Source organism: Myxosarcina sp. GI1(2024) (assembly GCF_053543375.1).
This window is the reverse complement of the sequence record NZ_JBKGTY010000001.1, coordinates 67,872-80,685: the sequence shown is the minus strand read 5'-3', so window position 1 is coordinate 80,685 and position 12,814 is coordinate 67,872. Positions and strand designations below refer to the sequence as shown.

General features: G+C 40.8%; 14 protein-coding genes. 9 read left to right on the top strand and 5 right to left on the bottom strand.

Annotated elements, in window-relative coordinates; genetic code table 11:
* Positions 1–54: 54 nt before the first annotated feature.
* Complete coding sequence (locus ACLFKQ_RS00410) at positions 55–1,104, top strand: ribonucleotide-diphosphate reductase subunit beta (protein ID WP_448997973.1); 1,050 nt, start codon at positions 55–57, stop codon at positions 1,102–1,104.
* Between the two features lie 78 nt (positions 1,105–1,182).
* On the opposite strand, the gene ACLFKQ_RS00405 is transcribed toward ACLFKQ_RS00410, so the two are convergent.
* The 3 genes from ACLFKQ_RS00405 to ACLFKQ_RS00395 form a co-directional block, all read right to left on the bottom strand.
* Positions 1,183–2,559, bottom strand: coding sequence for a hypothetical protein (locus tag ACLFKQ_RS00405; protein WP_448997972.1), 1,377 nt, complete (start codon positions 2,557–2,559; stop codon positions 1,183–1,185).
* Between the two features lie 133 nt (positions 2,560–2,692).
* Positions 2,693–3,928, bottom strand: a complete 1,236-nt coding sequence (locus ACLFKQ_RS00400) for an LL-diaminopimelate aminotransferase (RefSeq protein ID WP_448997971.1) — start codon at positions 3,926–3,928, stop codon at positions 2,693–2,695.
* 286 nt (positions 3,929–4,214) lie between these two features.
* Complete coding sequence (locus ACLFKQ_RS00395; protein ID WP_448997970.1) at positions 4,215–5,240, bottom strand: hypothetical protein; 1,026 nt, start codon at positions 5,238–5,240, stop codon at positions 4,215–4,217.
* A 119-nt stretch (positions 5,241–5,359) separates the two neighbouring features.
* Here ACLFKQ_RS00395 and ACLFKQ_RS00390 point away from each other — a divergent pair, with 119 nt between their 5' ends.
* The 8 genes from ACLFKQ_RS00390 to ACLFKQ_RS00355 all read left to right on the top strand — a co-directional run bounded on the left by ACLFKQ_RS00390 (position 5,360) and on the right by ACLFKQ_RS00355 (position 11,478).
* A complete protein-coding gene (locus tag ACLFKQ_RS00390) occupies positions 5,360–5,794 on the top strand; it encodes an NUDIX domain-containing protein (protein ID WP_448997969.1) in 435 nt (144 codons plus the stop codon).
* A gap of 18 nt (positions 5,795–5,812) precedes the next feature.
* Entirely contained in the window at positions 5,813–6,475 is a 663-nt protein-coding gene (locus ACLFKQ_RS00385) for a class I SAM-dependent methyltransferase (RefSeq protein WP_448997968.1), read from the top strand.
* Between the two features lie 131 nt (positions 6,476–6,606).
* Positions 6,607–7,128, top strand: coding sequence for a hypothetical protein (locus tag ACLFKQ_RS00380; RefSeq protein ID WP_448997967.1), 522 nt, complete (start codon positions 6,607–6,609; stop codon positions 7,126–7,128).
* Positions 7,129–7,233: 105 nt separating this feature from the next.
* On the top strand, positions 7,234–8,016 hold the full coding sequence (locus tag ACLFKQ_RS00375) for a pentapeptide repeat-containing protein (RefSeq protein WP_448997966.1): 783 nt from the start codon (positions 7,234–7,236) through the stop codon (positions 8,014–8,016).
* A 60-nt stretch (positions 8,017–8,076) separates the two neighbouring features.
* Positions 8,077–8,571 (top strand): 2-amino-4-hydroxy-6-hydroxymethyldihydropteridine diphosphokinase, encoded by a 495-nt coding sequence (folK, locus tag ACLFKQ_RS00370; protein WP_448997965.1) that lies wholly within the window; start codon positions 8,077–8,079, stop codon positions 8,569–8,571.
* Between the two features lie 38 nt (positions 8,572–8,609).
* Positions 8,610–9,167 (top strand): NUDIX hydrolase, encoded by a 558-nt coding sequence (locus ACLFKQ_RS00365; RefSeq protein WP_448997964.1) that lies wholly within the window; start codon positions 8,610–8,612, stop codon positions 9,165–9,167.
* A 692-nt stretch (positions 9,168–9,859) separates the two neighbouring features.
* Positions 9,860–10,714: a M48 family metallopeptidase gene (locus ACLFKQ_RS00360; protein WP_448997963.1), complete on the top strand. Its 855-nt coding sequence runs from the start codon at positions 9,860–9,862 to the stop codon at positions 10,712–10,714.
* Positions 10,715–10,818: 104 nt separating this feature from the next.
* The gene (locus ACLFKQ_RS00355; protein ID WP_448997962.1) at positions 10,819–11,478 is read left to right on the top strand and encodes a bifunctional 4-hydroxy-2-oxoglutarate aldolase/2-dehydro-3-deoxy-phosphogluconate aldolase; all 660 of its coding nucleotides are present in this window, start codon (positions 10,819–10,821) and stop codon (positions 11,476–11,478) included.
* 139 nt (positions 11,479–11,617) lie between these two features.
* Here the strand turns inward: ACLFKQ_RS00355 and psb30 are convergent, their stop codons facing one another.
* A complete protein-coding gene (gene psb30 / locus ACLFKQ_RS00350) occupies positions 11,618–11,758 on the bottom strand; it encodes a photosystem II reaction center protein Ycf12/Psb30 (RefSeq protein WP_448997961.1) in 141 nt (46 codons plus the stop codon).
* 144 nt (positions 11,759–11,902) lie between these two features.
* Positions 11,903–12,625 (bottom strand): ABC transporter ATP-binding protein, encoded by a 723-nt coding sequence (locus tag ACLFKQ_RS00345; RefSeq protein ID WP_448997960.1) that lies wholly within the window; start codon positions 12,623–12,625, stop codon positions 11,903–11,905.
* Positions 12,626–12,814 lie beyond the last annotated feature (189 nt).

Here is a 12,814-nt window from a genome sequence, read left to right as displayed (position 1 = left end):
CCAGTGCTTAGTGCCTAGTGCCTAATTCCTAAACAAAAGAATACAATTAAAACTATGACCGATAATAATATATTAGCCAATCCTATTTTTAATCCTCGTGGCGATGACAGAATTGAAAATCGTTCCATCTGGTTTGGCAATACCACCAACCTAATGCAGCTCAACGATGTGCGTTATTCTTGGGCGATTGGTTTGTATCAACAGATGCGGGAAAACTTTTGGATTCCTCAGAAGCTAGACTTGACCCAGGATGTCACTGACTACTGGAATTTAACTCCTGAAGAACGACGTGCCTATGATGGTATTTTAAGTTATTTAACCTTTTTAGATTCAGTACAAACTTGCAATATTCCTCATATTAAAAGTTGCGTTACTGCACCAGAAATTAGCTTGTGTATGGCGGAACAAATTTCCCAGGAAGCAATGCACAATCAAAGCTATCAATACATTATTGAAACAGTTATTCCCAGCGAGCGCCGCAGTCTGGTTTATGATTTTTGGCGTACGGATAAAGTATTATCAGAGCGCTGCGAATTTATCGCCACAATGTATCAGAAATATGTCGATAATCCTACTCCAGAAAATTATTTTGTTTCTCTGCTTGCCGACTATTTATTAGAAGGAATTTATTTTTATAATGGCTTTATTTTCTTTTACAATTTAGCTTCGAGGATGCTCATGCCTGGAAGCGCGGATATTTTTAAAATGATCAATCGTGATGAACTATCCCACGTGCGACTCTATCAAAAACTGCTGCCCGAAGCTATGAAACAGTTTCCCCATTCAGTCGAACAAATATATAAAATGTTTGATACGGCAGTACGACATGAATGTCGCTGGACAAATCACATCGTAGGGGACGACATTTTAGGTATAACCGCAGCCAGTACCGAACAATATACCAAGTATCTAGCCAATCTACGCCTGCGAGCGATCGGTTTATCACCGTTATATAACGAGGAAAAATATCAGAAAAGTCCCTATAAGCATCTAGAACGATTTTCCGATACTAAAAAAGCGGGTCATACCAAGGCAAATTTCTTTGAAGCTGGGGTTACTAGCTACGTGATGTCTAGCGGCGTGAGTGGTTGGGATGAAATTTAAGGTAATTTATCGCCAATAGTCAGAGACCGATCTTGCTCGGGCTAGAGGCGAACCGTAGTTTGCCTCTGGATAGAAAATCTAACCCCCGATCGCAATCTCTAAAAAGATCGGGCGATCGCTGACTGCAACTTCTATAGAGTTCTGCTCGGTAATTTGTTTAATTGCTTCTCGTTGTTGCAAGGGATCGTAAAAATTTATTTCCTTGACAGCCTCATCTATAACCAGCTGTAGGTTTACAGGTTCTATCTCAACATCCTGTAATTTTACGCGATCGTATGAATCTACTTCTTGCCAGAGTGCCAGGTAAAATCTACCGTCTTTTTTTTGCAGTAAAGTATGGCTGACGTTAGCCGTATCTCCCGATAGGGTATAGCCCAGTCGATTATCGCTCTCTGCTGTAGCTGTCGAGTCTTCTTCGCTAAGTAGGGCGATCGCATTACGGAGGGCAATAAAGCCGGGTTTGGGGGAACCGTCATATCGCAGTAGACCCCAATGAGCTTGGGATTCGGTTAACGATGGTTCTGGCTTTTTATCTATAAGTTCGTAAACGTAAGTACGCTCGATGCCTCTGTTGAAATAATTTAACAATAATCGATTGATATATTTTCCTGCAGCTTCTTCAGAAACACCAGTGCCGGCTGACTTTTCATCATCATGATTTCTACCTCTTACATAGATTGCATTATGATAGCCAGTTTCCGTAGCCACCACTGGCTTATCTTCGCCACAAAATTTGAGCGCGTCATTTAAGGCACCACCCCTGGCGTCTAATCCTCTAGTTGTTATGCCACGTCCCGCAGAATAACTATGAATATTATTGAGGTCGCATTTCAATTCGCCTAGCATGGTATAGGCTTCGGCTAAGTTTTTAGTAAAAAATGATGGTGCTACTACTTTTATATCTTTAGTTTGTGGATTTGAGTTTACAGCCTGATAAAGATCGTTTTGAAATAACTTTAAACCTTGAGGATAAAATTTGCCTTGGTAAATCGCTTTACCTCTTCCAGTGTTCTCACTGCCATCCTGTTCGTTGGGACCTTCTAAAGAAATTACCATATCCTCAATATTTTTGAGATTTTTCATAATACTCTCTAGAGACATTCCTGTTTGAGGACGAGTAACGACATTAGCTGAGATTCCCAGTTCGGCTAATTCTCTCATATGTTCAAAGTAGAACTTCTGACCGCTGAGATCGGTTCTAATGTGTTTGATGCCTAATTCTTGGAGACGAGGTTTGATAATTTCATCGAATTTTTGATTGTATACTGATTCAGCGAAACCGATGTGTGTCGCAATACCCAAAGAATCGATAAACTCTTCTGCAGGTCTTGCGCGCTCGATATTTGCAGGTCTGACTTGCTCTGTCTCCACCTCAACTGATGTAGCTTCATTTGAAGTTTGACAACCATTGACAATAATCAGCAAGGGAATTAACAAAAAATATAATTTACGCATTACGGTAAAATCATCGCTCGCTGCGAAAAAACTAACAGACTTGGCATGACTAAAGCCATTTTAGATAAAAAAAGGCGATCGCGCTGGAATCAAATTAGCAGGGAGACTGGCGATCGCCATTAATGATAAACGATTAAACTTTAAATTTCTCGGTTATTCGCTTCATTGCCTCATTGACATTTTCGCGATTGTTGAAAGCAGAGATGCGGAAATAACTTTCACCAGCCGCACCAAAGCCAGAACCAGGCGTACCAACTACATTACAGGTATATAAAAGCTTATCGAAGAAATCCCAACTAGAAAGACCGTTGGGAGATTTTACCCAAACGTAAGGTGCGTTAGTTCCACCATAAACTTCGATTCCCGCTGCGCTTAGACGTTCGCGGATAATTCTGGCATTGTCTAAATAAAAGTCAACTAACTCTTTAATCTGTTTTCTTCCTGCTTGAGAATAAACCGCTTCTGCACCTCGCTGGACGATATAAGATACGCCATTGAACTTAGTAGACTGACGACGATTCCACAGTTGCCATAGTTTAACCTCAGAACCATCACTAGCTTTACCAGTTAGTTCGGTAGGAACTACGGTAAAAGCACAGCGAGTGCCAGTAAATCCAGCATTCTTAGAAAAAGACCGAAATTCGATCGCGCAATCTTTGGCACCTTCGATTTCGTATATCGAATGAGGCAGATCTGGGTCGGTTATGAAAGCTTCGTAAGCCGCGTCGAACAAAATTAGCGAACCCCGTTCTCTAGCATAATCTACCCAGGCTTGAAGATGTTCTTTGGTAGCCGTCGCGCCTGTAGGGTTGTTGGGAAAACAAAGATAAATTAAATCTACTTTCCGATCGGGAATTTCTGCCGTAAAGTTATTGTCAGCAGTAATGGGAAGATAAACTAAACCTTCGTACTCGCCCTTACCGTTAGCTTCTCCCGTATGTCCCGCCATCACGTTAGTATCTACATACACCGGATATACGGGATCGGTGACGGCGATTTTATTATCCTTGCCGAAAATATCGAGAATATTGCCGCAATCACATTTAGAACCGTCAGAGATAAAGATTTCTGCCGGATTTATCTCACATCCCCTCGCTTGAAAATCATGTTGGGCAATTTTATCTCTCAACCACAAATAACCTTGTTCCGGACCATAGCCTTTAAAAGTACTGCGATCGCCCATTTCGTGAGTAGCTGCAATCATCGCCTCGCGACAAGCTTGAGGTAAAGGTTCGGTGACATCGCCAATACCTAGTTTGATAATTGAGGCGTTGGGATTATTTTTCGCAAATTCATTAACTCTTCTGGCAATTTCGGGAAATAAGTAACCTGCTTTGAGTTTGAGATAATTATCGTTGATCCTTGCCATATATCTTTTTTTACTTACACCATCTATAAAGCTTACTGTTATCTGGGTGATGTGGGTTGAGAAATTTAAGCGATCGGCAAAAAATTACGGCAGTTTTTTATTGTGTAGATCGCATCTTGGTGTTAGGCAGAAAGCAGTAGAAGCAATAAGGTTATTAGTTAAGTTCTATTTAACTGAAAATCGCTGTCAAACGTCGAACCCGTAAGAGAAAACTCGGTTGCGTAACTTTACTCCTACGAGAAGCAAGTTTTAGAGCGTTTACGGGCTCGCGACGAGTTACTTGAGTCTAGTACTGCTGTATAATTTCAAAAACGTAGTTAGTGTCGTAAGTACGGACCAATAGTATATCATCTTTGGGAATGATATAGTTTGGTGCGGTTTTGAGATTGATTTGCTGCAAAATTTCGCCATTTTCTTTATCGATCGAGTAAAGATAATCTGGTTCGGCAGTAAAGCCATAACCGCAGACAATAACGCGATTGATAATTACGAAGTTTTCAGTATTACATACTAGAGGTTTGCTGCGCCAGAGTATTTGGTTGGTATCGAGATCGATCGCCGTTAAATAGCCATTCATTCCCTGAGAAGATTCGGCATAAGTACGATGGCGGTTAGAAACATAGAGAACGTTATCTTCTAGTACTACCCAAGTCAAACTTTGGTCGGTAAAATCGCCATTGGCTGTTGAGTAATCGGGTGGCGAGAGATAATTACTGAAGTCGTAACCCGAGGTAAACTTCTGGTTTTCTAAATCGTAAATAAATAAATATTTGCCATCGCCGTAATTATTACCATAAATTAAATATTCTTTATGGGGATAGCGGATGACCTTAACTAAAATACTGTCATTAAAAGTTTGAGGAATGCGATCTGGCAAATTAATAGCTAGATCTCGACTCAGATTTGGTATTTCGTAGGTCGGCAAAGATAAATTATTATTAGCAAACCAAGCGTGATCGTCGGTAATATTATTACCAGTTACTGATAAAACATTGAGATTTACGGGAGTATATTGAGTTTCAACCTTACCAGGAGGCTCTCGTTCGAAAGGTGGCGTAGGTAAGGTAATCAGATCTACGTTATTGAGTTCGTTACCGGCAACGGCTAAATTATCCCCTAAAGATAGTGATTTAAATAAAGGATGTGGTGGATTAAAAACTGGCGAACTATGGATAGTAATAAAAGTTAAGAGGGCAACCAATAAACGAGGTGCAATTGGCTTGAAGAGTTCGCCGTGCAAGATCTCTGCTTTCCTAGAGAGTAAATTTTGTTCGGTTGTCTTTAATAGCTTATTAGCTAAATATTTCCCCATTTGATATCGATTTAATCACCAATTTTATAGATTTCAAGACGAAGCAAAGCATGGTAAAGTTGCATAGTCAAAATTTTTAGATCTCATTAGCTATCATCTATTGATAGTTGCCAATCAAAATGACTCCTCGCAATCCCGCACCGACTGTAGATATCATTATCGAACTAATCGATCGCGCCTTCAGACCTATTGTCTTAATTGAAAGACTCAATCCTCCTCATGGTTGGGCAATTCCTGGGGGATTTATCGACTATGGTGAGTCAGCCGAAACTGCCGCTACTCGAGAAGCAAAGGAAGAAGTCGGATTAGCAGTAGAATTAATCGAACAGCTTCGAGTTTATTCCGATCCCGAGCGCGATCCACGTCAACACACTTTGTCAATCGTTTTTATTGCCACCGCGACGGGAAATCCTGAAGCCGCAGACGATGCCAAAAACCTCGGTATCTTTCAGCAGTGGGAAGTACCGACTCAACTATGTTTCGATCACGATCGCGTAATTAAAGAATATTGGCACTATCGCAATTATGGTATTAAACCGAGTTACACGGGGTAAGCAACTATTAGTTAACTTATGGGTAAAACAACTTTAGGACTAGATAGCCAACTATACCGGTATCTGGTGTCAGTATCGTTACGGGAACCAGAAATTCTTTGGGAATTGCGCCAAGAAACAGCTAAGCTGCCAATGAACGTGATGCAAATCTCTCCCGATCAGGGACAGTTTTTTAGTTTGCTAGTACAGTTAATTGGGGCGAAAAAAACCTTAGAAATTGGCGTATTTACTGGCTATAGTTCTCTAGCAGTAGCTTTGGCTTTACCAGATGACGGAAAAATAGTTGCTTGCGACATCGACGAAAATTATACTGCGATCGCGCGTAAATATTGGCAAGCGGCAGGAGTCAGCGATAAAATCGACCTGCGACTAGCACCAGCTTTAGATACACTCGATAAACTAATTCAAGCAGGACAAACCAACAGTTTTGACTTTGCTTTCATCGATGCCGACAAGAGAAATTACCCTAATTATTACGAACGGTGTTTGCAGTTAATTCGTCCTGGTGGTTTAATGGCGATCGATAATGTACTATGGTCGGGAAGTGTCGCGAGTCCTGAAGCCACCGACAAGCGAACTATTGCCATCAGAGAATTCAATCAACTGCTACATCAAGACTGGCGAGTCAAAATAAGTATGCTTCCTATTGCCGATGGTGTGACTTTAGCAATGAAGCTGTGAGCAAATTGCGATCGCCAAGTTGGTGAGATTATTTTTTCAAATTGGTATTACCCGATTTTATCTAAATACTAGCCATTTTCGCTAACTCCTCGTTTAATAATAGGTGTAACTAGAATTTATGGTTAACTACGATGAAAAACCCGGTAAACACTATTATTCGTGGGACTACTTTAGTTTCTCTACCAGCAATTTTATTTTTAGCGTTTTCTCCCTCTAGAGCAACAGCACAAGCTTATGAAGCCTCCAGAGATGATTTTAGTGACTGCGCCAGTGGTCTGATTAATAGCGGCATTTCGGGAGAAGCTGCGGCGATCGCCTGTGCCGATAGTTTAGATCCAGAAGAGCTATCTGCTTGCGTTACTAATATTCAAAATAATACTGAAGTTGCCTCAGAAGAGGCTCTTTTAGCCTGCTATCGGGTTCGCAGGCCAGAAGAGTTAGCTAGTTGCGTTGTCGACATCAATACTAGTTTGGCAGATACCGAACCAATTATTGCCCTCAATAATTGCCGTCGCTCTTTACTACCAAATCGCTATGCAGACTGCACTCTTGGCTTACAAGGCTCCATTCCTGATTTGTCTGGAATTGAGGCAATGGAAACCTGCATCAGTGCCGAATATTTTCCGAGCGAATTCGCTCCCGAACTAGAATAAGCATGATAGAGCGGCTTTGAGTAATCGTTATTCGGTGATTACTGGTCACTAACTGCTAGAGAGGTTAAGATAGCGGGGTCTTTGCGCTCTGATGAAGTAAAGCCCATGAAATTATCTATTAGAACTGCGATCGCGGCATTATTTACTGCCGCTCTATCTCTTCCTACCCAAGCAGAAAATCTCAGCCATCTCAATCAACTACTAAGCACTAAAGAATGCCCTCAATGCGATCTCAGTAGCTCTGGTTTGGTCATGGCAAACTTGGCAGGAGCGCAGTTGCAAGGGGCAAATTTAGTCAGAGCTAATCTCAGTCAAGCTAATTTAATCGGTGCAGATCTAAGCGGCGCGAATCTAACTGGTGCTTCCCTCAATGGAGCTAATTTAACGGGAGCTAATTTAACTGGGGCGAATTTGGTGGGAACCGATCTTAGACACGCTTATTTAACCCAGACTAACTTAACTGGTGTCGATCTCAATACGGCTTATTTAGATAGTGCTAAAGGTTTGGCAGCAACCGCAGCTACTCCAGAACAGTTTCATCGGTGGGGAGTTAGAGAAGCCGAACTGGGTAATTATGAAGCGGCGATCGCCCATTACCAGAAAGCCATTACTCTCGATCCCGAATTTGCTCCTGCCTATCTCGGTTTGGGATTGATTCAATATCAATTTGATAACGAAACTGCGGCAAGAGAAAATGCCAAAATCGCTGCCAAGCTCTTTGAAGCACAAGAACACGAACTCGGTTATCGAACAGTCCAGAATTTTCAGCGAAAAATGGACTTTATCCGTCAGGCAGAACAGAATGCCAGCGAGCGCGAACGGGGAGCCACTAACTTTGGCAAATTTGTAGGCGGAGTCGGTTCTTTACTGTTGAGACTTTTGCTGTAGATAATCGAACGTAAAATAAATAATGGAGCAGAGTTCTGTAAAATATACAGACGATCGATAATGGTTAAATGCGCGATCGCTTTAGGAAGTAATTTAGGCGATTCCTTAAATACTTTAAATAGTTCGCTGGCGTTATTAAATGAAACTCCCGGCATAGATTTAGAAGCTACTTCTAGCTGGTACCAAACCAAACCAGTGGGAACTCCTACCGCTCAACCAGACTATTTAAATGGTTGTGCGCTGTTGCAGGTAGAACAAACTCCAGAAGAATTATTAGCTATCCTTCAGGCGATCGAACTCCAGTTCGGTAGAGTTAGAAGCGAAAGGTGGGGAGCCAGAACTTTAGATTTGGATTTACTTTTATACGACAATTTAATTTTAAATCTTCCCCAGCTCACGATTCCCCATCCAAGAATGAAAGATAGAGCATTTGTCTTGATACCTCTAGCCGAAATTGCCCCAGATTGGATCGAACCAGTTTCTCAACGAGCGATCGCACAACTGGTTAAGTTAGTAGACGCTTCGGGAGTTGAAAAATACCGACAAGTTAGCTGATGATATCCTAGTATATTGGAATTTTCACCAAATTTATCATGTCAGCAGGCAACGAACCCTCAGAAATTTTACAACGAAAACTATATTATCAAGGTCGTAAATTTGACTATGAAGTCATCAAATTGCGGTTACCTAACGGCATTGAGGGGGACTGGGAATGTATTCGCCATCCCGGAGGAGCTTTAGCCGTACCCGTTACCTCAGCAGGTAAGTTCGTGCTAGTCAGACAATATCGCTTTACTGTTAATGGAAGATTGTTAGAGTTTCCTGCCGGTACTGTCGAACCAGATGAAAATCCTGCCGAAACAATTAAGCGCGAGATTGAAGAAGAAACTGGCTATCGCGCTCATAGATGGGAATCTCTCAGTAAATTTCCCCTCGCTCCTGGTTACTCCGATGAATATATTTATGTTTTTTTGGCAAGAGATTTGGAAAAGTTAGCCCAACCGCCACAACAAGATGAAGACGAGGATATCGAAGTAGTGTTGATGAGCGGGGAAGAATTAGAAGCAGCAATTTTAGCTGGCGAACCGATAGATAGTAAGTCCATCGCTAGTTTTTATCTAGCGCTTGCTATCTTGAGGGATCGGTATTAAATCTCAAAAGTATTATCATTCCTAATTCGTCTCAGTCCTTTTAAAAATTTTAATTATTATTTTATAAATTAGATAAATTATTTCTCAATTTGTTCTCGTATAGCTTGATAAATTTTTATACTTGGTTGACAAAGTTCTTGTACTTTTTCTTCTAATTTTGTAGTAATTAGTTTTCTTTTATTCTGTTCAAAGGGTATTTTCTGATGATGCGATCGCTTGAAAGCATCGAGATACTTTATTTGAGAAATCTAATTTTTACCAAAATACAGGGATTGAATTACTTTTAAGTGTTTTAAAGTCGAGATTCTTGAACGTAGAGAAGTCTAAAATGTCTAAGTCGATTCCTCAATTTGACAGTCACATTCGGTGAGCGTTCGTTGGTAGACTTCTTTAACTGTCAGGCGACCACCATTTTTATTAAGCGGATTTCTCGTCTATGTCTGCCGATCGTTTTCTGTGATTTATTATGAGCGATCTCTGCTCGGGGAACGCTTATCTCACTCTCGGAGTATTAAGACGGTATTAATTGTTTAAGTCCCGTTATTTTTATAGGTCTAAGTCTACCTTTGTCATTATAGAGACCAAGTGCATAAGTACTAGAAGAGAAAGTTTTAGAAAATGCAACTCGATGTGATTTGCTAGCGTCTGATAATAGTAATAAAAATATTATCTAATTGTAATTGTTGGCAAACATGTTAGAGCAATTTTCTTTTTTTTCGAGACGTTATCGACGACGTTGGTTATATGGTGGTTTATCTTTAATAATTACTCTCAGCATTGTTTTAACTGATATTAGAGCGAGCTATGCTGTTTCTTGGGTAGAACTGCTAATACGAGGTGTACAGGTAATTCAATTATCGAATATCTCCGATAAACAAGAAGTAGCTATCGGCAAAGAAATTAACCAACAGTTAATTGATTCTGGTCAAGCAAAACTCTACCGCGATCGTGCGATAAATAATTATCTCGAACAAATCGGTCAGAGATTGGCAAAAACTAACCAACGTCCTGATATTCCCTACACTTTCCAAGTAGTAGATGATGAAAATATTAATGCTTTTGCAACTATGGGTGGCTTTGTTTATATCAATACGGGGTTGATCTTAGCTGCAGATAATGAAGCCGAACTAGCTAGCGTTGTTGCACATGAAATCGGTCATATAGTTGGTCGCCACGCTGTCGAACAAATGCGCCAAAGAGCAGTTTCCCAAGGTTTACTTTCAGCAGCAGGATTAGACCGCTCTCAAGCGGTTCAAATTGGAGTAGAATTAGCCGTAAGCAGACCTAATAGCCGTTCTGATGAGTTAGAAGCCGATCGCCTGGGTCTAGAAAACCTCCGCAAAGCCAACTATGCTCCTGCAGGGATGATTAGCTTTATGGAAAAACTTCTACGGCAAGGAGGTTCTGTTCCCAGTTTTTTAAGCACTCATCCTGGTACTAGCGAACGGATCGACGCTTTACAGCAACAAATCGATCCCGCAACTGCCCAAGTGGGAGACGGTTTAAATCAAGGAGCCTATAAGCGAGAGATTGCTTCTCTAACCTAACCCAGGTTCGAAGTTAGGAATTGGAATTTGAAGTTATGATTTTCCAAATGAAATAGCTGTTCTTCTAGCCTCACTCGTACGAGATCTTAACAGGAAGATAAGAATTGAAATCCCATCATCTAGCTCTGGTAAAAACTTGGCAACAATTACTATTACAACATAGAGTAATCGCCGTAATTCGTGCCCCACAAGTTAAAATCGGTGTGGCGATGGCAAAAGCCGTTGCTGATGGAGGAATCAGATTAATTGAAGTTACTTGGAATAGTGTTCAACCCGCAAAACTAGTCTCTCAGCTAAGATCGCAGCTACCCGATTGTACTATAGGTGTCGGTACGATTTTAAATTTAGAGCAATTAGAAGAGGCGATCGCGGCTGGAGCGCAGTTTATTTTTTGTCCTCACTTTAGCCCTCCCTTATTAGAAACTGCAGTATACCAGCATTACACACCTTTAGTACCTGGAGTGCTCACTCCAACCGAAATCGTTACTGCCTGGCAGGCAGGGGCAACCACGGTTAAAATTTTTCCGATTCAGGCTATGGGGGGAGCTACCTATCTCAAAACCTTACGCTCGCCCTTAAGTCAGATCGATTTTATTCCTACGGGAGGAGTAACTCTAAATAATGCTCAAGGGATGTTAGATGCTGGGGCGATCGCTGTTGGACTATCTAGCGATCTCTTTTTTCCTACCGCTGTTGCCGAGGGAAATTGGCGAGAAATTACTCGGCGCACTCGCAGTTTATTGACTAAGATTAAAATGACTTAGGCTCTAGGTCTTGAGAAAGAGTGATAAAGGAAAAGGGTTAAAGGTATGTCTCAAGATAATGAACTCTCACCAACACTTTACTTTTCCCCTTTCCTTGGTTTTTCATTCTCCTCCGCTCAGGTATGCTTTTTACCCGAATTTACAAATCGCCGCCTCGCACTGCCAGTAAAAAGATAACTATTGGACCTGAAAGCATAATTAAAGCGACACACAGAAGCTGGAAAATTAAATTAAAATCAATACCGCCAAAGGGACTAAAAAGGTTAGTTATAAAATCCATTTTTTCTCCTATAAACTTGCCCAACCGAATCTATATCTATAAATAGCTCTTATCTCTGAGCCATAATCTATAATACAGGGGAAAGATCGGCTCTTTTTCAGTAAAGTTACAAAACTACATAAAGTTTTATTAATGCGGATGTTATTATTTGTAACCAGTACCTAAATACAACGCTTTTACTTGAGGATCGTCGAGTAAATTTGCTCCCGTTCCTTCAAAGCGATCGCGACCATTTTCTAAAACATATCCCCGGTCGGCCATTAATAAAGCCTTTTTAGCATTCTGCTCCACTAAAACTATCGCTTTTCCCGTCTGATTGATGGCTTGAATTTGCTCGAACACGGCATTGACTAAAATCGGCGATAGAGCCGCAGAAGGTTCGTCTAAAAGCAGTAGATCGGGATCGAGCATCAAAGCTTTGCCCATAGCCAACATCTGTCTTTCTCCCCCCGATAGCGTTCCCGCTCGTTGTCGGCGACGGTCAGCCAAACGAGGAAACATATTATAAATAGAATCTTTGAGAGACTGAAGCGAACCCTGACGGATAAATGCACCCATTTCTAAATTTTCTTCTACCGATAGTGAAGCAAAAACATTAGATAGTTGAGGAACGTAACACATTCCGCGTTTTACAATTAGATCTGATTTGAAACTAGTAATATCTTCTCCCTTGAAAATAATCTTGCCACGATTGGGCTTAATTAGTCCAAAAATAGCTTTAGCAAGAGTAGATTTTCCCGCACCATTCGGTCCGATAACTGCTACTAATTCTCCAGGAGCGACTTGAAAATTAATTCCCTGAAGTATATTCAAATCTTTGACATAACCAGCATAAACATTGGTTACTTCTAAAATATTGTCTGTCATAGATTAGTTCGCCCGTCAACTACTTAGTTTAAATTAAGCGACGATATTAAGTTTAAGTTTGTCACTCGCTTGACCATTTTTAGAGTAATTAAAATTTCTTGAATAATTTAAAAATTTAAACATTTATAACTCTGCATATGACATAAAATTAAACCGTATATACACTTAGACTATAGTCACTACACAAAG

Excerpts from the sequence above, each read along its gene's own strand:
- ACLFKQ_RS00410 (WP_448997973.1), top strand. The coding sequence starts at position 55 with ATGACCGATAATAATATATTAGCCAATCCTATTTTTAATCCTCGTGGC.
- ACLFKQ_RS00405 (WP_448997972.1), bottom strand. The coding sequence starts at position 2,559 with ATGCGTAAATTATATTTTTTGTTAATTCCCTTGCTGATTATTGTCAAT.
- ACLFKQ_RS00400 (WP_448997971.1), bottom strand. The coding sequence starts at position 3,928 with ATGGCAAGGATCAACGATAATTATCTCAAACTCAAAGCAGGTTACTTA.
- ACLFKQ_RS00395 (WP_448997970.1), bottom strand. The coding sequence starts at position 5,240 with ATGGGGAAATATTTAGCTAATAAGCTATTAAAGACAACCGAACAAAAT.
- ACLFKQ_RS00390 (WP_448997969.1), top strand. The coding sequence starts at position 5,360 with ATGACTCCTCGCAATCCCGCACCGACTGTAGATATCATTATCGAACTA.
- ACLFKQ_RS00385 (WP_448997968.1), top strand. The coding sequence starts at position 5,813 with ATGGGTAAAACAACTTTAGGACTAGATAGCCAACTATACCGGTATCTG.
- ACLFKQ_RS00380 (WP_448997967.1), top strand. The coding sequence starts at position 6,607 with ATGAAAAACCCGGTAAACACTATTATTCGTGGGACTACTTTAGTTTCT.
- ACLFKQ_RS00375 (WP_448997966.1), top strand. The coding sequence starts at position 7,234 with ATGAAATTATCTATTAGAACTGCGATCGCGGCATTATTTACTGCCGCT.
- folK (WP_448997965.1), top strand. The coding sequence starts at position 8,077 with ATGGTTAAATGCGCGATCGCTTTAGGAAGTAATTTAGGCGATTCCTTA.
- ACLFKQ_RS00365 (WP_448997964.1), top strand. The coding sequence starts at position 8,610 with ATGTCAGCAGGCAACGAACCCTCAGAAATTTTACAACGAAAACTATAT.
- ACLFKQ_RS00360 (WP_448997963.1), top strand. The coding sequence starts at position 9,860 with ATGTTAGAGCAATTTTCTTTTTTTTCGAGACGTTATCGACGACGTTGG.
- psb30 (WP_448997961.1), bottom strand. The coding sequence starts at position 11,758 with ATGGATTTTATAACTAACCTTTTTAGTCCCTTTGGCGGTATTGATTTT.
- ACLFKQ_RS00345 (WP_448997960.1), bottom strand. The coding sequence starts at position 12,625 with ATGACAGACAATATTTTAGAAGTAACCAATGTTTATGCTGGTTATGTC.